Origin of the sequence: Blautia sp. AF14-40 (assembly GCF_003479665.1) — a bacterium.
In the GTDB taxonomy this organism is placed as follows: Bacteria; Bacillota; Clostridia; order Lachnospirales; family Lachnospiraceae; genus Fusicatenibacter; species Fusicatenibacter saccharivorans.
In genome coordinates this window covers 15,298-35,780 of record NZ_QUHK01000021.1, presented here as the reverse complement: position 1 = coordinate 35,780, position 20,483 = coordinate 15,298, and the positions used below count along the sequence as shown (strand labels likewise).

19 protein-coding genes and 5 pseudogenes are annotated in these 20,483 nt (G+C 47.3%); 21 read left to right on the top strand and 3 right to left on the bottom strand.

The window, feature by feature from the left end; all coding sequences use genetic code 11:
• Positions 1 to 36 precede the first annotated feature (36 nt).
• Both DWW13_RS13765 and DWW13_RS13755 read right to left on the bottom strand, forming a co-directional pair.
• Positions 37 to 393 (bottom strand): helix-turn-helix domain-containing protein, encoded by a 357-nt coding sequence (locus DWW13_RS13765; RefSeq protein ID WP_005337966.1) that lies wholly within the window; start codon positions 391 to 393, stop codon positions 37 to 39.
• 567 nt (positions 394 to 960) lie between these two features.
• Positions 961 to 1,932: a helix-turn-helix transcriptional regulator gene (locus DWW13_RS13755; protein ID WP_008395299.1), complete on the bottom strand. Its 972-nt coding sequence runs from the start codon at positions 1,930 to 1,932 to the stop codon at positions 961 to 963.
• A gap of 180 nt (positions 1,933 to 2,112) precedes the next feature.
• Between DWW13_RS13755 and DWW13_RS13750 the strand changes: the two genes are divergently transcribed.
• The 6 genes from DWW13_RS13750 to DWW13_RS13725 are packed head-to-tail and all read left to right on the top strand — an operon-like array spanning position 2,113 to position 8,763.
• A complete protein-coding gene (locus DWW13_RS13750; protein WP_008395298.1) occupies positions 2,113 to 2,721 on the top strand; it encodes an MptD family putative ECF transporter S component in 609 nt (202 codons plus the stop codon).
• Positions 2,718 to 3,443, top strand: coding sequence for an energy-coupling factor transporter transmembrane component T (locus DWW13_RS13745; RefSeq protein ID WP_117485010.1), 726 nt, complete (start codon positions 2,718 to 2,720; stop codon positions 3,441 to 3,443). The genes DWW13_RS13750 and DWW13_RS13745 overlap by 4 nt, the downstream gene beginning before the upstream one ends.
• The gene (locus DWW13_RS13740; protein WP_118505593.1) at positions 3,440 to 4,912 is read left to right on the top strand and encodes an ABC transporter ATP-binding protein; all 1,473 of its coding nucleotides are present in this window, start codon (positions 3,440 to 3,442) and stop codon (positions 4,910 to 4,912) included. The genes DWW13_RS13745 and DWW13_RS13740 overlap by 4 nt, the downstream gene beginning before the upstream one ends.
• 4 nt (positions 4,913 to 4,916) lie before the next feature.
• Positions 4,917 to 6,686: an ABC transporter ATP-binding protein gene (locus DWW13_RS13735; protein ID WP_118720344.1), complete on the top strand. Its 1,770-nt coding sequence runs from the start codon at positions 4,917 to 4,919 to the stop codon at positions 6,684 to 6,686.
• Positions 6,673 to 8,382, top strand: coding sequence for an ABC transporter ATP-binding protein (locus DWW13_RS13730; protein ID WP_118720342.1), 1,710 nt, complete (start codon positions 6,673 to 6,675; stop codon positions 8,380 to 8,382). The genes DWW13_RS13735 and DWW13_RS13730 overlap by 14 nt, the downstream gene beginning before the upstream one ends.
• Positions 8,383 to 8,394: 12 nt before the next feature.
• Positions 8,395 to 8,763: a metal-dependent transcriptional regulator gene (locus tag DWW13_RS13725; RefSeq protein ID WP_118505599.1), complete on the top strand. Its 369-nt coding sequence runs from the start codon at positions 8,395 to 8,397 to the stop codon at positions 8,761 to 8,763.
• Between the two features lie 105 nt (positions 8,764 to 8,868).
• Here the strand turns inward: DWW13_RS13725 and DWW13_RS19060 are convergent, their stop codons facing one another.
• Positions 8,869 to 9,030, bottom strand: a complete 162-nt coding sequence (locus DWW13_RS19060) for a hypothetical protein (RefSeq protein ID WP_015529866.1) — start codon at positions 9,028 to 9,030, stop codon at positions 8,869 to 8,871.
• A gap of 218 nt (positions 9,031 to 9,248) precedes the next feature.
• Between DWW13_RS19060 and DWW13_RS13715 the strand changes: the two genes are divergently transcribed.
• The 15 genes and pseudogenes from DWW13_RS13715 to DWW13_RS13635 all read left to right on the top strand — a co-directional run bounded on the left by DWW13_RS13715 (position 9,249) and on the right by DWW13_RS13635 (position 20,326).
• Complete coding sequence (locus DWW13_RS13715; protein WP_118375117.1) at positions 9,249 to 9,662, top strand: sigma-70 family RNA polymerase sigma factor; 414 nt, start codon at positions 9,249 to 9,251, stop codon at positions 9,660 to 9,662.
• 536 nt (positions 9,663 to 10,198) lie between these two features.
• Positions 10,199 to 10,429, top strand: a complete 231-nt coding sequence (locus DWW13_RS13705) for a helix-turn-helix domain-containing protein (RefSeq protein WP_008728422.1) — start codon at positions 10,199 to 10,201, stop codon at positions 10,427 to 10,429.
• A gap of 84 nt (positions 10,430 to 10,513) precedes the next feature.
• On the top strand, positions 10,514 to 11,734 hold the full coding sequence (locus DWW13_RS13700) for a tyrosine-type recombinase/integrase (protein WP_118720340.1): 1,221 nt from the start codon (positions 10,514 to 10,516) through the stop codon (positions 11,732 to 11,734).
• A gap of 151 nt (positions 11,735 to 11,885) precedes the next feature.
• Entirely contained in the window at positions 11,886 to 13,127 is a 1,242-nt protein-coding gene (locus tag DWW13_RS13695; RefSeq protein WP_055195314.1) for a tyrosine-type recombinase/integrase, read from the top strand.
• A gap of 510 nt (positions 13,128 to 13,637) precedes the next feature.
• Positions 13,638 to 13,916: pseudogene (locus DWW13_RS13685) on the top strand (ParB/RepB/Spo0J family partition protein); the annotation flags it as partial.
• A 12-nt stretch (positions 13,917 to 13,928) separates the two neighbouring features.
• Positions 13,929 to 14,219, top strand: a pseudogene (locus DWW13_RS13680) (DUF5720 family protein).
• A gap of 66 nt (positions 14,220 to 14,285) precedes the next feature.
• Complete coding sequence (locus tag DWW13_RS13675; protein WP_007886611.1) at positions 14,286 to 15,146, top strand: DUF6017 domain-containing protein; 861 nt, start codon at positions 14,286 to 14,288, stop codon at positions 15,144 to 15,146.
• Between the two features lie 50 nt (positions 15,147 to 15,196).
• A complete protein-coding gene (locus tag DWW13_RS13670) occupies positions 15,197 to 15,508 on the top strand; it encodes a DUF5720 family protein (protein WP_008728385.1) in 312 nt (103 codons plus the stop codon).
• Between the two features lie 98 nt (positions 15,509 to 15,606).
• Positions 15,607 to 16,107: pseudogene (locus DWW13_RS13665) on the top strand (PcfB family protein).
• Positions 16,104 to 16,406: pseudogene (locus DWW13_RS13660) on the top strand (recombinase); the annotation flags it as partial. The pseudogenes DWW13_RS13665 and DWW13_RS13660, both read left to right, overlap by 4 nt.
• Positions 16,407 to 16,462: 56 nt before the next feature.
• Positions 16,463 to 18,313 (top strand): annotated as a pseudogene (locus tag DWW13_RS13655) (recombinase family protein).
• A 79-nt stretch (positions 18,314 to 18,392) separates the two neighbouring features.
• Positions 18,393 to 18,584, top strand: a complete 192-nt coding sequence (locus tag DWW13_RS13650) for a transposon-encoded TnpW family protein (protein WP_006060444.1) — start codon at positions 18,393 to 18,395, stop codon at positions 18,582 to 18,584.
• Between the two features lie 133 nt (positions 18,585 to 18,717).
• On the top strand, positions 18,718 to 19,014 hold the full coding sequence (locus DWW13_RS13645) for a hypothetical protein (protein ID WP_055228716.1): 297 nt from the start codon (positions 18,718 to 18,720) through the stop codon (positions 19,012 to 19,014).
• A 105-nt stretch (positions 19,015 to 19,119) separates the two neighbouring features.
• Positions 19,120 to 19,950 (top strand): hypothetical protein, encoded by an 831-nt coding sequence (locus DWW13_RS19440; RefSeq protein WP_070103256.1) that lies wholly within the window; start codon positions 19,120 to 19,122, stop codon positions 19,948 to 19,950.
• 82 nt (positions 19,951 to 20,032) lie between these two features.
• The gene (locus tag DWW13_RS13635; RefSeq protein ID WP_055228717.1) at positions 20,033 to 20,326 is read left to right on the top strand and encodes a DUF3847 domain-containing protein; all 294 of its coding nucleotides are present in this window, start codon (positions 20,033 to 20,035) and stop codon (positions 20,324 to 20,326) included.
• The last annotated feature ends 157 nt before the right edge of the window (positions 20,327 to 20,483 follow it).

Sequence of the window (20,483 nt, the reverse complement as noted above, 5' to 3'; positions counted from 1 at the left end):
AACCAGTGAGAGAATCGTTAAATTTCACTCACTGGCTCAATTCGTTTCAAATTTCTCGGATAACTCTGTCAGTTCCTTCACCGTTTCTTGGGTGTGATGCAGCAGGGTGTCACGCATTTCTGGCGGACAGCTGGAATAAAGCATTTTCATCTGATTGACACCCTCATCCTCCAGAGAAACATCTGGATTTATAAGCGTATCTAAAGAGATGTGCAGGACCTTTGCCAATGCTCTCAAAATCAAATAGGACGGGTTCATTTTCCCTTTTTCGATATTGGCAATTTGCTTTACAGAAACATGGCTTAGATCGGAAAGTTCCTGTTGTGTCAGTTCTTTATTCTTTCGGGCTTCCCGCATTTTTTGCCCTAAAGCAGTTAAATCATCAATCGGCATAATCGTTCACCTCAAATATATTTTATCGTTCCGATTTGCACAAAGGAATAACCTTATTGTGCTTGAGAACAGGACTGATTATGCCGATTCCTTTTTGATAACATGGTTGCTCCATGATTATGGCGTTTCCGGCTACTAATTGAACTATGAGGATGAATTGCAGATTTCAGCTTTTAGTTCGTTGCCAAACGAGAATGATATTGAATGCGGTAGGGAGGCTAGCAGTTTTATCCGCTCATCTATGAGCCGTTTTTTATTCTCTGTGACATAAAAATTCATCTGGATATTCCGTTTCCGGTTCGCCATGCGCTGCCTCCATTCTTCATAAGAGTTTGAGATTATCTCAACAAACATTTTTCATTTTCGGTCAAGAGATCTGAAAATACGAAAAATCGCAAGCGGGTACTCGCTTGCTGTGCTTGTTATCAAGCCTTACCTTCTATTTTTCTCTCTACTAATACTACAATTTGGAAAGGGGAAAATGGCTATATCCGTAAAGAAAAGCAGAAAAATGCCACGACTGAAACTCCGTTGTAGAGTGATCTGTCGTGGCATTACATTGTGAATTTATTTTTGCTGAGCCATTTTCCGATATTCAATCGGCAGGAGGCCTGTACTCTTGCGAAATAATTCCGCAAACCGGCTAGAAGTAGAGTAACCGATCATTTCCGCAATCTGTCCCATTGTGAAATCCGTATCGATGAGCAAATGCTCTGCCTGGCTCATGCGGCGCTGTTGAATGTACTCTGTGATCGTGCAGCCTTGCAGCTGCTTAAAAGATGTTTTCAGCTTAGTGGTTCCCATACAGGCGATTTTTGCAAGACGTTCTAATGGAATATCAAAAGCATAGTGGTCATTGAGATAAGCAATCACATTTTTCAGTTGCGCCACATCCTGCTCGGACAAACGTTTCTCTTTACGGGACAGAATTTTTTTCTGTTCTTCCACGACAAGAGATACGGCCTCGGCTACTTTCGCTTCATAGAATAATCCTGCGGCAATCCCATCCCCACGGTAGACCTTTACTTCATGGAGCAATTTAGCCATAGCTGGGAAATCTGTTGTCTGATCGATCTGCCGGAAAGCTGCAAGCGGGCTGATATAATCCCCTGGATATTGCTTTTGGAGATAATCCTCATAGTATGCCGGCATGACTTCGATACCGATGGAACGGATGGGGATTTTTTTGTGGATCAGCGCCTTGTATGGCTTGTAACCGCCGATAAAGGCTTTAATACATCCGGCAGACATCCGCCGATAGGGATTTAATTCCTCCCCGGAGATAGATTCATACTGGGTAATGCTTAAGGCTTCTGGCAGGTTAAATTCCATGAAGAAATCTTCGTGAAAATAGAAATCGTGGATTTTAATGTCGTACAGGTCTTTTTTCGCATAGACCCAGTAAAGGCCTTCCCCAAATTCAGGCGATAACCGCCAGCATTGTCCGGCAGAATTGAAGCGGTTATTGCTATCTACCGGGATAAAATGGTTATCTGTTAAAAGCGGCTCATAGTAATCCGCAATAATGCTATTGTTCAAATGACGGCCTCCTTTGAAACGATTGGACGGAGCTTTGCAATGAAAGGACGAAGATGCCCGGAACGTATTGCAGACCGCCCGGAAAGTTAGTATCATATAGACCGTGGTTAGCAGCAACTAATCATAATATAACAGATTTCAGGCGGTAGGTCAACCGTTCTTGAAGCAGGAGGAAAAAATATGAGTAATCAAGTAAATGCAAAGGCAGGATTGTCCGTCAAGGACTTAGTAACAACAGGGATTTTCACCGCACTTTTGTTCGTATTCATCATGGTGGGTGGCGTCTTTTTTGCTACCAACCCGATGCTGACCTTTTTCATGCCCGCCGGGAGTGCTCTGCTTGCCGGGCCGGTTTATCTGCTGATGATCGCAAAAGTACATAAGCGCTGGAGTATCACGATCATGGGCGTTATAATGGCCATCATCTGGTTTGTCACCGGTATGCACTGGGCGTTTGCGCTGGGCTATCTCATTATGGCCGTCGTAGCGGATTTTGTCGCCGGTACAAAGCAGTACAAGAGCAAGAAAATCAACAGCCTGTCCTATATCCTTTTCTCCCTGGGCGGAACAGGGTCGTACCTTGTTTTCTTCGCTGATCCCCAGGGCTGGGCACAGACCATGTTGGGAAATGGAACCGAGCAAAGCTATATCGACACCATGCAGGCGACCGCAAACGCGGGAATCTTTATCGCCATGTTTGCCGCTCTCCTTGTAACAGCTTCTATCAGTGCATTTGTGGGCTGCAAAATGCTGAAGAAGCAGTTTGAAAAAGCAGGTATTACAGCATGATGGGTAACACCGTCCAGAAAGGGCTTTGGCTTGACCCGCGGGCCAAGCTCTTTCTTATTTTAATGTGCGTACTGTGTTCCATGTTCGCACCTTCCCTTTCGTATCAGTTTGCACTTGTCCTGCTGATTGCTGTATTGGGAGTGCTTTGCGGAAAGTGGAAATATTCCATAAAAGGGGTCTGCTTTTATGCCGTGGTCTGTGTACTGACGGTCTGGATCATGGCGGCCATGACGGGGACGCTACGGACCATGTTTGTTGCGTTCCTTGGACTGTACCATAAAGTTTATGCTTGTGGGATGCTGGCAGGGATTGTCCTGTCCACAACGAAAGTCAGCGAGTTTTTATCTGCCATGAACCGCATCCATGCCCCGAAAAAATTTGTCATCACATTTGCGGTCATGCTGCGCTATATTCCAACTATCCAGGAGGACTGGCATTTTGTTAAGGACGCCATGCGGATGCGGGATGTATCGCCCTCCCTGGGCGGATTCCTTTCCCATCCGGGGATGACGGTAGAGTGTATTTATGTGCCGCTGATGATGATGGCCTCCAAAGCAGCGGACGAGCTTTCCATTGCCTCTGTTACTCGCGGGATTGAGAATCCCAATCCCCGGACCTGCCTTGTCCAGATAAAATGCGGGATTGCAGATTGGATGGCGATGTTGATTGCTGTTGCTTTCTTTATTTTTGAATTATGTATGCGGGGAGGTGTGACCGGGTGATTGAATTTGAAAATGTATCATTTTCTTATGAGGGACAGGAGCATGGTGGTCTGCATGGAATCAGCCTGAAAATTGCAGACGGGGAATGTGTCTTGTTCTGTGGCCGTAGCGGGTGTGGAAAAACAACGGTCACAAGGTTGGTAAACGGCCTGATTCCACAATTTTACCAGGGAGAAATTCAAGGGCGTGTGCTGGTGGACGGACAGGAAATCAGCAACCTGCCCATGTATCAGATCGCCGCAAAGGTGGGCTCCGTCTTTCAGAATCCCCGGACGCAGTTTTTCAATGTGGATACGGACAGTGAGATTGCGTTTGGAATTGAAAATGAAGCCAGGCCGGTAAAGGAACTGGAGGAACGGGTAGAACAGACAACAAAAGATTTGCATATTGAAAAGCTACGGAACCGCAACATTTTTGAATTGTCTGGTGGGGAGAAACAGAAAATCGCGTTTGCGTCTGTCTATGCCATGAACCCGGAAATCTATCTGCTGGACGAACCATCCTCGAATCTGGACATGGCTTCCATCCAGGAATTGAAAGAACATCTGCGGCTGATAAAAAGCCAGGGGAAAACCATTTTGATTGCGGAGCACAGACTCTATTATCTGATGGAGCTGGCAGATCGCATTGTTTATCTGGAAGATGGAGAAATAGCAAGGATTTTCACGCCGGAGGAATTTCTCCGGCTGCCCGAAACCGAACGGGAACACATGGGGCTGCGGGCGGTTGATCTGGCAAGGGTGCTCCCTCCGGCCAGTCATCCGCCCATTTCCTCTCCCACATTAGCACTCCATGATGTTACTCTGCGCTATAAAAAACGGACGATTCTACACCAGATTGCTCTTTCTGCGGCAAAGGGGGAAGTCATTGGGGTGGTCGGTCATAATGGAGCCGGAAAGACCACGTTTTCTCGCGCCCTGTGTGGGCTTCATAAAGACTGTGAAGGCGCGTTCCTTTGGGACGACCAGCCGATGGAACACAAGGCGAGGTTGAAACGCTCTTATATGGTTATGCAGGATGTGAACTATGAATTGTTTGCGGAGAGTGTGGAGGCAGAATGTTCCTTCGGAATCCGAAACCCGGATCAAGATTTAGTAGAGGAAACCATGAAGGAATTGGGGCTTACAGCCTACCGGGAACGCCATCCCAACACGCTTTCCGGTGGACAGAAGCAACGTGTGGCTGTGGCAGTCAGCATGATCTGTGGAAAAGATTTGCTGGTGTTCGATGAACCCACCAGCGGCCTGGACTTTGACAGCATGGCGCAGGTGGCAGGTCTGATAAAACGGTTATCCGAACAGGGGAAAATCATTTTTATTGTCACCCACGATTTTGAATTTGTCTGCCGTACCTGCTCCCGTGTCCTGCATTTTGATGAAGGGGAAATGCCGGATGACATCCCTGTTGTGATGGATTCCCTTCAAAAGCTCCGGGAACTGTTCTCTGTTTCAGAGAGAAAGGAGATGTGAAGTGATGAAACAGAAAAAAGAAAACAGGATTGCACTGCTGCTTCAATGGGCCGGTGAGCAAAAAATCTGGCTGCTGTTGGCAATCCTGCTGGCCATGGCAAGCGGCCTGTGTATCATTGTCCCGTATATCGGGATTTATCGCCTGATGGATGCCGCTTTCCAGCATATCTGCACAAAAGAGCTTGTCGTACAGACGGTAATGATGATCTCCGTTTCTGTGGCCCTGCGCTTTGTTTTATTCGGGTGTTCCGGTGTGGCGGCCCATAAAGGTGCTTACGGTGCTTTGTTCAAGGTGCGCTGCATGGTGGCGGAACATCTGGCAAAAGTCCCCCTTGGTACATTGAATGAGCGGCGGACCGGGGATATTAAAACGGTTCTGAATGAAGATATTGAAAAGCTGGAGTTGTTTTTAGCCCATAACCTTCCAGACCTTGTGTGCTATATGGTAGGGCCGGTAGCAATTTTCATTTATTTGATGACAGTAAATATCCCATTGGCACTGGTTTCCCTGGTGCCGTTGATTTTGGCCGTTGTGGTAATGGGGGTTATGTTTCGGAATACGGACGATTTGATGGACCGGGCGAACCGATCCATTACAACGCTCAATTCCGTTATGATCGAGTATATCAGCGGTATGAAACTGATTAAAGCGTACAACATGGGGAGCAAATCGTTCCAGAAATTTTCCGGTGCGATCCAGGAAGAGAATGCCATGTGGAATGAAACCTCCCGGAGAATGGGGCCTCCTTATGCAACCTTTGTGGTTCTGATTGAATGTGGGATGCTGCTGATGGTTCCCCTGGGCGGGATGTTCTTTCTGAAAGGCTCCCTGGCGGCCAGTGCATTTTTGCTGTTCGTCTATGTCGGCTCCATGTATCTGACGGAGATCCGGCCTTTACAGGAATTGGGGACAAACTTTGCGAATGTCCTGGGCGCCATTACCAAAACGAAAGAAATATTGGACGTTCCTGTTTATGAAGGTGGAATGGACTTCCCGGAAAACCATGATATTGAGCTTAAGAATGTACGTTTTTCCTACGATGGGAAAACGGATGTCCTGCAAGGCGTCAACCTCAAGATCAGGGATGGGGAACGCATGGCACTTGTGGGACAGTCCGGCGCGGGCAAGAGTACCGTGATTGAACTGATCTCCCGGTTTTATGATGTGCAGGAGGGGGAGGTGCTGATCGGCGGGATCAACGTGAATGAACTGAACTACGATACCATCCTGAAGAATATTGCCATTGTATTTCAAAAGACATTCCTTACCCGTGACAGTGTACTGGAAAATATCCGCATGGGTTCAGACGCCAGCCTGGAGGAAGTACGGGCTGCCGCCAGGGAGGCGCAGATTGATGACTTCATCATGTCGCTGCCGGATGGTTATGACACAAAGGTAGGCAGCTTCGGCTCCCGTTTCTCCGGTGGGGAAAAACAGCGGATTGCTATTGCAAGGGCGATCTTGAAAAATGCTCCCATTCTGATTCTGGACGAAGCGACAAGCGCCTCTGACCCGGAAAATCAGATGGAAATTGATAAGGCCATTCAGAACCTCTGCAAAGGCAGGACAGTCATTGTGGTAGCGCACAGGCTGAGCGCCTTGAAAATGTGCGACCGTGTGGCGGTGGTAGAGAGTCATACGATCACCAGCGTCGGTACCCATGAGGAAGTGCGGAAAGAGAACGCTTATTATCGGAAAGCATGGGAGGACTACGAAACAGCGAGGGGAATTACTTATCAACTGGAAGGAGGCGGGCAGAATGAATCCGAATAACGTATGGAAGAAGAACCGGGAGTTTTATATTGGCGTTGCCGGGACTGTCCTGGAGGGGCTGCTCTCCGGTAGCCTGTTTATGCTGCTTTATTCCGTCATGCGGTTTTTATGGGACGGTCAGTTTGATATGAACCGTGTACTGGTCCTGACAGGTGTTATTGCATTTATCTTTCTGCTCCGTATTTTGATATACAGCTATGGCTATACCAAAGCACAGATCGGCGGCGCAAAAGTCAGTAAAAATATCCGCTTGTTTATGGGCGACCATCTCAAGCGTATCCCGCTTTCCCGGTTTACACAAGGGCAGACAGGCGATTATATCAACACCATTACCAGTGATGTAAATAACTATGAAAAAATTCTGACCCATAAGATCGGGGACATTGCAAAGAGCTTTGCCCTGTCGCTGATGTTGATTGTTTTTGTGATGACGATCTACTTTCCAGCCGGGCTGATCCTCCTGATTGCCGACCTGCTTTTGCTCCCCGGATTGTGGCTTTCTTTCCGGCAGGTAGCGAAGTATGGCAAAGAGAAGAACGATATTTGTGCAGAGAATGTCAGCAGCATTGTGGAGTATGTATCCGGTATCCAGACTTTCCGGGCCTATGGCGTTGGCGGTCTGAAAAACAAAACCGTGATCCATGCCATGCAGGAGTTTAGCAGGATCAGCTTTGTGTATGAAGCCAAGGTTCTCCCGATAGGTGCGGGATTTGGTATTTTGAGCTGGCTGTCCTGCCCGGTTGTGATCTGGACGGCCTATGGCCCCTGGGCAGCCGGAACTTTAGATACCGTGTCCTATCTTTTGATTTGTATGCTGCCTTTATTCTGTGCGAAGCTGGCAAATTCCATTTTTGTAGACCTCACCAGCTATAAGAATCTGATGATCTCGAAAAATAAAATCATGGCTGTGATGAAGGAATCGGAAGAAACCGGCAGCATGGAGCCGCTACAGGCAGCCTCCCATGAGATTGTATTTGACCATGTGAACTTTTCTTATGTTCCCGGGGAACCGGTGTTAAAACAGGCTTCCTTTACTGTGCCGGATCAGAAGCTGACCGCCATTGTGGGGGATTCCGGCTCCGGCAAGTCTACCATCCTGAACCTGATTGCAAAATACTATGAAGTATCTGGCGGCACGATTTCCATAGGAGGCAGACCGATCAATCATGTAGCTGCGGAACGGGTATTAGACCAGATTTCTATGGTGGACCAGGATGTGTTCCTGTTTGATGATACAGTGCGGGAGAATATCCGCCATGCCCGTCCGGATGCTACGGACGCAGAAATTGAAGTGGCCTGCCGAGAGGCAAACTGTGACGGCTTTATCCGCAAGATGGAGAGGGGTTATGATACGCCGATTGGGGAAAATGGAAATCTCCTGTCCGGCGGCGAACGCCAGCGCCTTTCCATAGCACGTGCCATTTTGAAAAACAGCCCGATCCTGCTGCTTGACGAGGCGACGGCCTCCCTAGACATTGAGAATGAATTGGCGGTAAAGCAGGCGATTGCGAACCTACTGAAAGAGAAAAAAACCGTGGTGATGATCGCACATACCCTATCCATCGTAAAAAATGCCGATCAGATTCTGGTGGTTTCCGATGGCCGGATCACCGAAGCTGGTACACACGAAGAATTGTTAGCAAAGGATGGAAAGTACGCTGCCATGTGGAACGCAGAACAGCAGCTTTCCGCCTAAAAGGAGGCTACGATGAAGATTCATGCGTCCGGGGAGGATTATCTGGAGGCTGTGCTGATACTCCAAAAGAAGCAAGGCATGGTTCGTTCTGTTGATCTTGCCCGGCACATGGGTTTTAGCAAGCCGAGTATCAGCCATGCGGTAGGCATTTTGAAGAACGGTGGTTTTCTAACTGTGGATGAAGATGGATTCCTCCATTTGACCGCCATAGGCCATGAGGTTGCTGAGAAAATATATGAGCGTCACCGATTTTTCACGGAGCAGCTTATCGCTGCTGGCGTCGATCAGGAAACAGCGGAACAAGACGCCTGCCGCATTGAACACGCCATCAGTGATACATCTTTCCGAAAGCTGAAGGAGAAAGTACAAGGAACCGATTAGCGCACATCGGCTCGCTCTGCATAATAAGTTATCTGCCCCGTCCGGGGAAAGAAAAAAACCGTTGACTGGGGCAGATAATTTCGTGCGCTGTTTTAAGGTTTAAACTCAATCGGCGGTTTTGAAGGACAATTTCAGAGCCGCCGTTTCTTTGCGTTTACACAAACTAATGACGACTTGCAGGGACACGGTAGCCGCTTGGAGGTTAATTTGCCGTGTCTCTTTTGCTTTTTCAAAGCTCCCATGATCTACATCAATTAAAAAAAGCATTGCCCCTCCTCCGGGCAAGTATAGCATTGCATCGGCATTATCGTTCCATGTGATTCAGCATAATAATGACTGTTCTTGGTGCGCCAGTTTCCCATTGCGGGAATCTGGCGTTTTTTGTTGCCTTTTTTTCGGAGATAATCCGGCTGTATACCGGTGTCGTTCCCCACCTCCATTCGATTCACTCGTCAATCACCCGTGAATCGAAATGGAGGTACATAATGAAGAAAATTAACCTTCGGGAACTTTATCCTGATGTTTATACAACAGACTTTTTTGTAGATGTGACAGAGGAAGTAATGGAGACTATTCGAGCAGCTGAACGTGCGGAGGCTGCGTATGAGCGAAAGATGTATCGTTATAAAGCACAGTATTCTCTGGATTGCGAGAATGGCATTGAAAATGCGGTGCTGTTGAAGCCGCAGACACCGGAGATGCTTCTGGAGGAAAAACAGTTTCAGGAGCAGGTCTATGCCGCTGTGATGAAGCTGCCGGAGAAACAGGCAAAGCGAATTTATGCCCGATACTATCTGGGAATGACGGTAAATGAAATTGCCGAAGTAGAAGGTGTAGATCCAAGCCGTGTTCGAGACAGTATCCGCCGTGGCTTAAAGCAGCTCGGAAAATATTTTTGATAAAGTTTCATTTGATGCGCCTGTTTTTTGCCTTTTTTGTCAGTGTTAATAAGAAGGACAAGTTTTCCTCCTTCATCTGCACATTGACAATCGAATAGACAGCACAACAGGTACATAACCCATGTACGAGCGAATATGAAACGCCGCGAGGATGGAGCAGTCAGGGAGGTGATGAAAGCACTGCTTCGGAGCGATCTACGATTTCATAAAAGAATGGTGGCAGATTTGGCGCGATGACTACATGGGGGCTTAAAGATACTTCCTCACGGCCCGCCAAAGACTTGGGGGGAACCCTGCGGCACACGATACGAACGATGCTGCGGAGTTATGACATCCGCGCCAGCGGAGACCTATTGTGTTCCCATCGTCAGGGGGCGTGGCAAATGTGACGAAAGCTGAGAAATATAAATAGGAAGCGTTTGCCGCTTTCTGTTCAAAATCAGATACCATGCGCTGGTGGTTTCGGCTGCCAGCGTATTCATGTGATTTTGAACAAACACGATGACAAACTTGACGGATTGGAGGAAATATGCTTTATGGAAAAACTTATTACGCGAAAAGAAGCAGCAGAAATTTTGGGTATCAGCATTGCAACGCTGGACGCGGCCCGTAACAATGGCCTTATTTCTTATGTGCAATATGTGCAGAATGGCTGTGTGTACTTTACCTCGGCGGGCCTTCAGGAGTATATCGCAAAATGCACCCACAGAGCAAAGCCAGCAGAAAAGAACGCAACATATCGTAAACCTCGCAGAGCTGGAGTGTGAGCCGGTCCGTATCCTTGTCGAAATCATAATGGTCTGATAAAACATAGATACAGCGCTGGAGTATATTCTTAGGAGGTGGCGGAATTGGCAAAAAGAAAAAGAGCAATTCCACAATATGGTACAGTTACGCTTAACGGCATAGATTATTACAGAACGAGAGTTCAGAACACAGATGGAAAGCTGGTAGCTCTTTATGCGCGAACACCGGAAGAATTATATGATAAAGAGTTGGGAGCGATAGAGCAGATTGACAACGATACATTCTGCCGGAAATCCCCGACGGTTGCAGACTACTGTGAAAAATGGCTTCTGATGCAGTCGGTTCACGTGCGGGCAACTACGCTGATAGATTACACATCAAAGGTCAGACGGCACATTATAAAAGAACTGGGACAGATGCGGATGGCAGATGTGACACTGGATGATATTCAGCTTGCACTTGTCCCTGTTTCCGAAAAATCTGCTTCGGTATATAAGTCGGTGGTTATCTTATATAAATCCATTTTCCGGGCAGCAAAGGAAAGTAAGATTATTGATACCAACCCAACAATTTACCTTACAGCCAAAGGCGGAGGTGTTCCGAAAAAGGATAAAGCAGCATTGACGGATGAACAGGCTGCCAGGTTGCTGGATGCTATTCAGGGGCTTCCACCGTATGTGTTTGTGATGCTGGGGCTGTATGCAGGATTGCGACGAGAAGAAATTCTTGCCCTGAAATGGGATTCTGTATATCTGGATGTGGATTACCCTTATTTAACGGTACGGAGGGCATGGCATACAGAAAATAACAGGCCGGTCATTCTGGACGAGCTGAAAACGAAAGCTGCGGAACGAAATATTCCGTTGCCGGTTTGCCTTGCAGAGTGTCTGAAAGAGACAAAAGCTAATTCACAGTCAGAATATGTAGTGCCGAACCGGGATGGTGATCCGCTGTCCTATACACAGTTCAAGCGGCTCTGGCAGTACATTGTAACCCGAACAGTCAAGGAGCGTTTCTATTATCGCTACGAGGATGGAAAACGTGTAAAGCACACGGTTACGCCGGTCCTCGGTGAAAAGGCAGCACATAACGGCAAAGTGATTTACAGTTTGGATTTTGAAGTGACGCCGCATCAGCTGCGGCATACATACATTACGAATCTGATTCATTCGTCCGTGGACCCGAAAACGGTTCAATACCTGGCGGGGCATGAGAGTAGTAAAATTACGATGGATATTTACGCAAAGGTCAAATACAACAGACCGGATGAGCTGGTAAGAACAATGGGTGGTGCATTTGCCCAGTGGGATGCAGCACAGGCATAACAATTATAAAGAGCAGGAAACAAAGCTGGAGCGAGGCAAGGATGTCTCGCTCTTTGTTTTACATAATCCGTATCTTTGATTAAGTGGGTGCTTTCTGATAAAACGAAGGTGTGAATTTAGGAACCCTCATTATCAGGAAAGGAAGATTTGTATGGCTAAGAAAAAACAAAGCGTTCCAGAGTACGGAACGGTTACAAGAAAAGGAACACTGTATTATAGAACCAGAATTACAGATGCCGATGGAAAGCAGGTCAGCTTATATGCGACCACCTGTGAAGAATTATATGAAAAGCAGTTGGAGGCCCGGAGACAGGTGGAGGAGATCATCTTTCACCGAAAGCATCCAACGGTTGCCGAGTATTGTGAGAAATGGCTGCTGATGCAGTCAGCAAAAGTGTCTACGGCTACTATAAAAGGATACAGACAGAATATGAAGAATTATGTCATTAACTCTCTGGGAGATATGTATATGGAGGAAGTGACTGCGGATGATATTCGTCTGGCGCTTGTTCCGCTGTCTCAAAAATCGAAAGGACTGTATGATACGGTAAATATGCTGATTAAGTGTGTGTTTTATTCGGCAGAGCGCAGTCAGCTGATAACCGATAATCCGTGTGTAGGAATTTCAGCAAAGGGCGGAAAAGCATCGAAAAAGAAAGACGCCTTAACAGATCAACAGGTTGCAATTCTGCTGGATACGGTGAAAGAGCTTCCGCCATATCTTTTTATTATGATTGGTTTGTATTCCGGCTTGCGTCGGGAAGAAATTCTTGCATTGCAATGGGACTGTGTATTCATAGATGAATCCACCCCATATATTTCTGTGAGACGTGCATGGCGTGCAGAGCATAACAGGCCGGTGATTTCTACCGTCCTAAAGACAAAAGCAGCAAAAAGGGATATTCCCATTCCGAAGTGTCTGGTGGACTGTCTGCGGGAAGCAAAAGCAAATTCCATATCGGAGTATGTGATTGCCGACAGCGAGGGACAGCCGCTTTCCTATTCTCAGTTTACAAGAGTTTGGCAGTATGTAGTTGTTCGTTCTGCAAAAGAGAGAGCCTACTATAAATATGTGAATGGACAGAGCATTAAATATACCGTCAAGCCGACATTAGGAACAACGCAGAGGAACAATCCCAAGATTCGCTATACCCTGAATTTCGATGTAACACCGCACTTGTTGCGGCATACCTACATCACGAATCTGCTCTATGCGGGCGTTGACCCTAAGACAGTTCAGTATTTGGCAGGGCATGAGAATAGTAAGACAACTATGGACATTTACGCGAGGGTCAAGTATAATAAACCAGAGGAACTTTTCGAGGTAGTGAATGATGCTTTGAACCAGGAGAATTTCGATGAAAAATCACCGATTTCTATGGTTAAGGAATAGGACAACCGACAACAGAAAATGCGAAAAAGCCCGTAATATCAAGGAAAAACGCACCATAGAGATGTTTAGTACGGTCTCAAAGCAGCTCGTAGAGCACCGCAGTTCAGCAAGCGATAATCGACTGCTCAGACTATATCAAAAGGTTTACAAAACCCCGGAAAATCAAGGTTTTCCGGGGTTTTCTTATACCTAAACAGGCTGATATAGTTTGACCTCATTTGACCAAACGAGAGCCGTTTTCACCCGATTTTTAGTGGTTAAATATAGGACAGTCGGCAAAAATGGGGTCAAAAAACGGTCTTAGTGGTTAAAAAATAGGACAACCAGAGAACAATTTCGGGGGTATTTTTGAGGGTGATTTGGCACTCTCAGACACCGGATTTTTCGCTGGAGGGTTTGGCATAATCTGACCAAATCTGAACAATTAAATACGATTCTAATGCAGGCACTCAGTAACAAATAACTGGGTGCTTTTTGTCATGGCGAGGAGGAAAGTGACTATCGTGCTTGCATCAGGGAGAGCGAGTGGATTTAACTTCGTCCCAAGTTGGGACGAAGTTGCGGGCTGACGAAATTTTGGCACAACAGGCGGGGTCAAGTAGAAATCAGGTTCAAAGATTTATTCGACTGACAGAACTGATTCCCGAACTGCTGGACAGGGTTACTTTTACTTCTGACACTCTGCGGAAGTATTTTCCCAGAAGCTACACACCAGCCAGGATGCAGAAGACCATTATCAAGCTATTGGAACAATGGCAGCGTAAACGTCAGAGAGACCAGGAGCGATGAAAGGAGCCGCCTATGAAAGATATTTTAGCAAGGGAGCTGAAAGGACATAACATTCTTGCTGTGGAACGCTTTAAGGACAGCACCCGATGGATGATTGAATTTGTTGTTCTCCATCCGTGCAGTGCTTACGGGAGCAGAGGTGATGAAATGCGTCTGTTTCTTGCAGAGGACAGCTATTAGAACGCTCTCCAAGATCATCAGCGCCGGAAAATCAAAATCAAGCGGTATGCCCGTGTTGTTGAGGGACACATCCTCGACTTTAAGCCGGGAAAGAAATGCACAAGAAAATATAGAGAAAGTTGAACGCCACAATTCTTTGATTTAGGATTGTGGTTTTTTTGTACCCAAAATTCGGAAGGAGTGAGGTCGATGGCCGTTTTTCGCATTGAACGGACCCGTGATTATACCGTGATGAGCAATCATCATTTACGAAATGCAAACCTGTCGTTAAAAGCCAAGGGACTGCTTTCCATGATGTTATCTTTGCCAGAGGACTGGAATTACACCACCCGTGGTCTTGCAAAGATCTGTAAGGAGGGCGTGGATGCCATAGGCGCTGCGTTGCGGGAATTGGAGGCTGCCGGTTACATTGTGCGGCACAAGCTGCGTGACCGGCAGGGACGCATCAGCGATACAGAGTATGTCATATACGAGCAGCCACAGCTTAGAAAACCGGATACGGATTCACCAGATACGGAAAACCCGTATATGGATAAACCGGATACGGAAAAGCCCGCAGAATTAAATATAGAGAAATCAAATACTCAAAAACAAAATATTTATGGATCAAGTACCGATTCCATTCCCTTCCGGGATTGCGCGGCAGATTGTCTGCCGGAACGGAAAGGAAGGGATGCGATGTCACTCACAGAGATAGAGAGTTATCGGGAATTGATTCAGGAGAATATCGGGTATGAATACCTGTGTCAGCAGTATGAAACTTATCGGGAGGATTTGGATGAGATTGTGGAGCTAATCGTGGAAACGGTCTGTGCAAAGCGAAAGACCACCCGTATTGCAGGAAGTGATTTTCCGCATGAAATCGTTCGTTCCAGATTCTTGAAGCTGGATAACTCGCACATTGAGTTTGTCATGGACTGTTTACAGAAGAACACCACGGAAATTCGTAACATGAAGCAGTATCTTCTGACCGTTCTGTTCAATGCACCGACCACGATAAGCAATCATTACACCTCACAAGTAAATCACGATCTGTATGGCGGCTGGTAAATGGTCGCTTTTTTATTGCCCGGAACTGCCGGGAGAAAGGAGCAAGCATGATGTCTGAGGGAAAGACCATAGGGCAGCTGATGGAAGAAATGCGGGCAAAGGCAGGAGCGCAGAATTATCACGGTCATGGATATATGGATCTCCAGCGTTTTGCGGAGGACACCCGGCACATGATTATTTTTGATGTGCTGACGAACGATTCCCCTGTTGGCTGGAAAGGCGAACGAACCCGCCTGTTCCTGTCGGATACCGGTTATGAAAAAGCACTGGATAGTCAGGAAAAGGGGCAGATTAAGATTTTGAGCCACGCAAAGGTACGTCAGGGCAATCTGCACTATGACCGTTCTGACCAGTTACGCTAAGGAGGGCGGTATGAAGCGTTATCTTCTGCGGCGGCTGGTGGTTCCGCCTTAGCAAAAAAAGAGATTCCCTGCAAACTTCGTGGAAAGGAGGCGAGAAAATGCAGGAAGAAGTGGAAAACAGAACTTTGACGCTGGTTGTCAGTGGAACAAAGTTTACCGGCAGAATGTTAAAGGCTGCCATAAGCAAGTACATGGCACATCGCAAGGAAAAGAAGCTGGAAAAACAGAGAAGCCGTGATGCACCGGTTGTTCCGCATGGAAAACAGACTGTGAAGCAGCTTGTCGGGCAGAATTAGGGAATATCCAACATTGAGATCACAGACCCCTCTATCAAGGAGTTTGAGAAAATCGCCCGGAAATATGGTGTGGATTATGCGGTGAAAAAGGACCGCAGCAGTTCTCCGCCAAAGTACCTAATTTTTTTCAAAGGCCGTGATGCAGATGCTCTGACAGCAGCTTTTACAGAGTACACCAACAAAAAGGTCAAAAAGGCAACGAAAACAGAGCGCTCGTCCGTACTGGCAAAACTTAACCAGTTCAAAGAGATGGTTAAAAATGCTGTGGTGGATCGCACCAAGCGAAAGGAGCTGGAACGATGAAAAAGACATTGGACATCAAAAAGCTCATTTTGCTGAATATGCCGTATATCCTGATGGGACTGTTTGCTACCAATTTTGGAGAGGCATGGCGAATGGCAAAAGGGGCGGATGCTTCAGAAAAGTTTCTTTCGCTGATTGCGGTTCTGCCTGGGGCGCTGGAAAGTTTCTGGCCAAGCCTGCATCCATTGGACTTGTTGGTAGGGCTGTGTTGTGGAGGCAGTCTGAGGCTGGCGGTGTATCTTAAAAGCAAGAACGCCAAGAAATATCGACATGGTTTGGAATATGGTTCGGCCCGCTGGAGTGCATAATTTTAAGTGTAAATGACACATACATGGACGCACAGGAGGTTATGCACATGACTGATTATAGCAAAATTACAGCCCTTTACTCCCGCCTTTCCGTGGGCGACGAGGACAGGGACGGCGGCGAGAGCAACAGCATACAGAATCAGAAGAAATTTCTGGAAAGCTACGCCAGACAGTTAAAGCTGACGAATATCCGGCACTACATCGACGATGACGAAAGCGGCAGGTTTTTTGACCGTTCCGCATACTCCCGCATGATGGACGATGTGGAAAACGGGAAAATCGGTGTCTGCATTATGAAAGACCTTACCCGCTGGGGGCGTGACTATCTCCAAGTCGGAAACGCTATGGAGATATTCAGACGGAACAATGTGCGCTTTATCGCGGTCAACAACGGCATTGACAGCGAGAAGCCCGACACATTGGAGTTTGCGCCCTTTATCAATATCATGTCGGAGTGGTACGCAAAGGACATCAGCAAGAAAGTGAAAACGGGCATTAAGACCAAAGGCATGAGTGGAAAGCCGATTGTCACCGAAGCCCCTTACGGCTATGTCAAAGACCCGGACGACAAGGATTTTTGGATAATCGACGAAGAAGCCGCCGAGGTTGTCCGTTTGATTTTCCGTCTGTTTATCGGTGGGAAGAACCGCAATCAAATCGCCATATATCTGACACAGGAGCAAATCCCAACCCCCACTTTCTACATGAAAGACCGCGGGTGGGGAACCTGTAAAAATAAGACGCTCAACGAGGATAACCGCTGCAAGTGGAACAAAGTCACCTTGACCAATATCCTCACACGGCAGGAGTATTGCGGCGATGTGGTCAACTTCAAGACCACAAAGCATTTCCGAGATAAACATAACCACTATGTAGACCGGAGTCAGTGGCACATCACAGAAAATGTGCATGAGCCGATTATCAGCCGCAGCGATTTTGAAACCGTACAGCGGATTTTGGAAAACGCACCCGTCAAACGCCCCAACGGGGACGGGGAAATCCACCCTCTGTCCGGCTTGCTTTTCTGTAAGGACTGCGGCGCAAAAATGCACATTCGTATAGATTACCGAAACGGCGGCAAGCGGCATGTTGCCTATTGCAGCGAGTACCACAAGGGGAAAGCCAGAAATCTGAAATGCAATTCCCCGCACATCATGGACGCGGACTTGCTCATGCAGACCATCGCAGAAGTGCTGAAGAAAATCGAGGACTATTCTATCAGCAATCGGGCGGAGTTTGAAGCCTTAGTGAAAAAGAACCTTGCCATGCAGCAGACCGACTAGACCAAAAAGCAGCAGAAGCGTATTCCGCAAATCACGACGCGCCTTGAACAGATTGACAAGGTGCTGAATAAGCTCTATGAGGACAACGCCCTCGGCACTATCCCGCAAGACCGTTATGAGCAAATGTCGCAGAAGTATTCGGAAGAATACTATGCGCTGAAAGCGGAGCTTGCCACGCTCCAAGAGCAGCTATCCGCTTATGAGAACGCGGGAGGACGGGCGCAGAAGTTTTTGAAGCTGACGGAACGCCATGCCGCCTTTACCGACCTGACCCCCGCCATTCTCAACGAGTTTATCAGCCGGATTGAAGTGCATGAGCGCGACCAGAAAAGGGCGAGATACGCAATCCAGCACATCAGCATATATTTCAATTATATCGGCAAGTTTGAGAATGAAGTGACACAGCTTGCAGAGCCGACCGAGCAGGAAATCCGGCAAATGCGGGAGGAAATCGAAGAAGCCAAAAAGGAAAAGAGCCGCGCATACCACCGGCAGTATTCAAGGGAGTACCGGGCGCGAAACCTTGAAAAGCAGCGGGAGTATGACCGCATGAAAGCGCGGGAATACCGGGCAAGGCGAAAGGCACAGGCTGCCGCCGCACAGCCCACACAGTAAAACAGAATAACCGTCAACCAAGAGGGATTTTCCGAACTACGGGAAATCCCTCTTTTGCGCCCAAAGAAAGGAGCCGCCTATGGCAGAACAGACCCCCGACAGTATCATCACAACCCAGAGGAACGGGCAGACCATTGTTGCGGAGTTGTTTTTCAATCACAGCAGCACAGAAACGTTCCGCGACAAGCTGCTCAAACTGGTACTTGCCGACAGTTCGCGTTTATCTGCGTCTGACGGTCAAGAGCCGGAAAAAACGGAAATCTTGCGATAACAGCCGCCCCGACGAACCATTCCCTGTCTGGACGGTTTCTATTTGAAAATTCTCATTTCCCCCAAGTCAAGAGCCGGAAAAAACACCCGAAAAATGCCCCTATTGCGTAACAGGGGCGCAGAAAGGAGCTTACATGAGAACAGGGCTTACGAAGCAGGAAAAGACCACCGATATTTGGTTTGACGAGAAAGACCCCCTTATCCATATCCGCACCCACAACACCGACTTAAAGAAGCGGCTTGCCGCCTACACCAGACAGCACCCCGACCAGTGCCGCCAGACCGACGCAGACCCCGAAACGGGCTGCATGGAGTTTGAGATTGCAAAGGGGCGCTTCTCTTTCCGTCTGACCGCCCCATACAACGAGGAACGGCGGGAAGCTGCGCGGCGGTCTGCCAGAGAAAACAAGGCCACTGACAGGCTGAAATGAGGTGGATTTATTCATAACCATGTGCTATGATATTTATAGATAGTGAAACTTCCTTTCAATTTTTTCATCTATACAAGTAACAGAGAAGAACAGGAGGCTTGTTCCATGAGAAAAAAGAGATTGATGATTGCAATAGCTTGTATCATTTTAGTAGGTATCGCGGTAATCGTATTTTTTTCACAACAGGGGAAAAAACCGTATAAGGATTTGGACGCAGCGCAGATTGTTTCCGCTAAAGTGTTATTAACACCGCCAGACAAAACGATTGAGATTGAAAATATCCAAGAATTAGTTGAATATTTGAATGATGTTGTTGTCTATAATGAGGATAATTCTTACACAGAGTATGCTGGACAAGGCGTTGTTTTTACCTTGACTATGGTAGACGGTACACAAACAGATATTATGGCGTATAACCCATTTATTGTCATTGACGGTATCGGTTATAAGACAAAATATGAGCCATGTGAAGCACTCAACAACTATGCAAATGAATTACTAAACTCTGGGACTGCCAATATAATTTTGGAAGAACCGCCCACATTAAGCGTTGTGAGTGACGAAACCGCTATCGGTGCAGTATTAGGAACTTATTCGTGGCAAAAAACAAATATTGACGGAACTGCTGAAAGCACAATAGCTGATAGCCCACACCCGTTAGAGTGCAAGGATCTGTTGTCCCCGCCATTTGAAACAACAGAAACAACAGCTACATTAAGATTTACAGAAGACCCAGATACAATTTTAAGTGTGCAGTGCTGGAGTGACGAACATTGGGGAGAGCCTGCTGCAAACAGCGAAGATGTAACTATTGTTGGAAACGTACTCACTCTTAAACTGGGCGGATATATTTATGAAGTAACAGCTGAATGGAATACTGAAAATGGCTATGGCGGAACAGCAAGCTATTTTATATATTTGAAAACAGCAGACTAAAATTGAATAGCCACCCACAAGGGCAGCCGAGAAAATCGACTGTCCTTTTTCTATGCTTATGAGCAGAAAGGAGCGACCAACCATGACAAAGCCAAGAGAGAAAACCCGCGAGGAGCTGCAAGCCGAGATTGAGGACGGAAAGAAGAAAATCCGGCAGCTTGAGAACCGGGAGAAAATCATCAAGCAGAAGCTATCCGTCGAGGAACGCAAGGCGAGAAACCACAGGCTTTGCAAGCGCGGCGGCTTCATGGAAAGCCTTGTGCCGGAGCTTATTGCCATGCCGGACGAGGATGCGCAGACCTTTTTCCGGCTTGCCCTGACGAGCGAGCCAGCACAGGAGTTTTTGAAAAAACGAGCCGAGGAAACGACAAGCTGAAAATCCCTTAGGAACTAAGGGCGCACTTATACACCCTTACGGGCGTGTGCGCTCTGCCGAGGGCTTATCTCCGCACAGGGAGATTTCCCCGCGCTCCGATATGGCGGCTTTGCCGCAACAAGGGGCTGCACCCCTTGCGCCGCTTCGCGGCTATCCC

Bases quoted from the DNA above. Each gene is read 5' to 3' on its own strand.
- DWW13_RS13645 (WP_055228716.1), top strand. From the start codon at position 18,718: ATGAGAACAGGGCTTACGAAGCAGGAAAAGACCACCGATATTTGGTTT.
- DWW13_RS13695 (WP_055195314.1), top strand. From the start codon at position 11,886: ATGGCTAAGAAAAAACAAAGCGTTCCAGAGTACGGAACGGTTACAAGA.
- DWW13_RS13735 (WP_118720344.1), top strand. From the start codon at position 4,917: ATGAAACAGAAAAAAGAAAACAGGATTGCACTGCTGCTTCAATGGGCC.
- DWW13_RS13730 (WP_118720342.1), top strand. From the start codon at position 6,673: ATGAATCCGAATAACGTATGGAAGAAGAACCGGGAGTTTTATATTGGC.
- DWW13_RS13750 (WP_008395298.1), top strand. From the start codon at position 2,113: ATGAGTAATCAAGTAAATGCAAAGGCAGGATTGTCCGTCAAGGACTTA.
- DWW13_RS13650 (WP_006060444.1), top strand. From the start codon at position 18,393: ATGGCAGAACAGACCCCCGACAGTATCATCACAACCCAGAGGAACGGG.
- DWW13_RS13635 (WP_055228717.1), top strand. From the start codon at position 20,033: ATGACAAAGCCAAGAGAGAAAACCCGCGAGGAGCTGCAAGCCGAGATT.
- DWW13_RS13715 (WP_118375117.1), top strand. From the start codon at position 9,249: ATGAAGAAAATTAACCTTCGGGAACTTTATCCTGATGTTTATACAACA.
- DWW13_RS19440 (WP_070103256.1), top strand. From the start codon at position 19,120: ATGAGAAAAAAGAGATTGATGATTGCAATAGCTTGTATCATTTTAGTA.
- DWW13_RS13765 (WP_005337966.1), bottom strand. From the start codon at position 393: ATGCCGATTGATGATTTAACTGCTTTAGGGCAAAAAATGCGGGAAGCC.
- DWW13_RS13705 (WP_008728422.1), top strand. From the start codon at position 10,199: ATGGAAAAACTTATTACGCGAAAAGAAGCAGCAGAAATTTTGGGTATC.
- DWW13_RS19060 (WP_015529866.1), bottom strand. From the start codon at position 9,030: ATGCTTTTTTTAATTGATGTAGATCATGGGAGCTTTGAAAAAGCAAAA.
- DWW13_RS13675 (WP_007886611.1), top strand. From the start codon at position 14,286: ATGGCCGTTTTTCGCATTGAACGGACCCGTGATTATACCGTGATGAGC.
- DWW13_RS13745 (WP_117485010.1), top strand. From the start codon at position 2,718: ATGATGGGTAACACCGTCCAGAAAGGGCTTTGGCTTGACCCGCGGGCC.
- DWW13_RS13725 (WP_118505599.1), top strand. From the start codon at position 8,395: ATGAAGATTCATGCGTCCGGGGAGGATTATCTGGAGGCTGTGCTGATA.
- DWW13_RS13670 (WP_008728385.1), top strand. From the start codon at position 15,197: ATGTCTGAGGGAAAGACCATAGGGCAGCTGATGGAAGAAATGCGGGCA.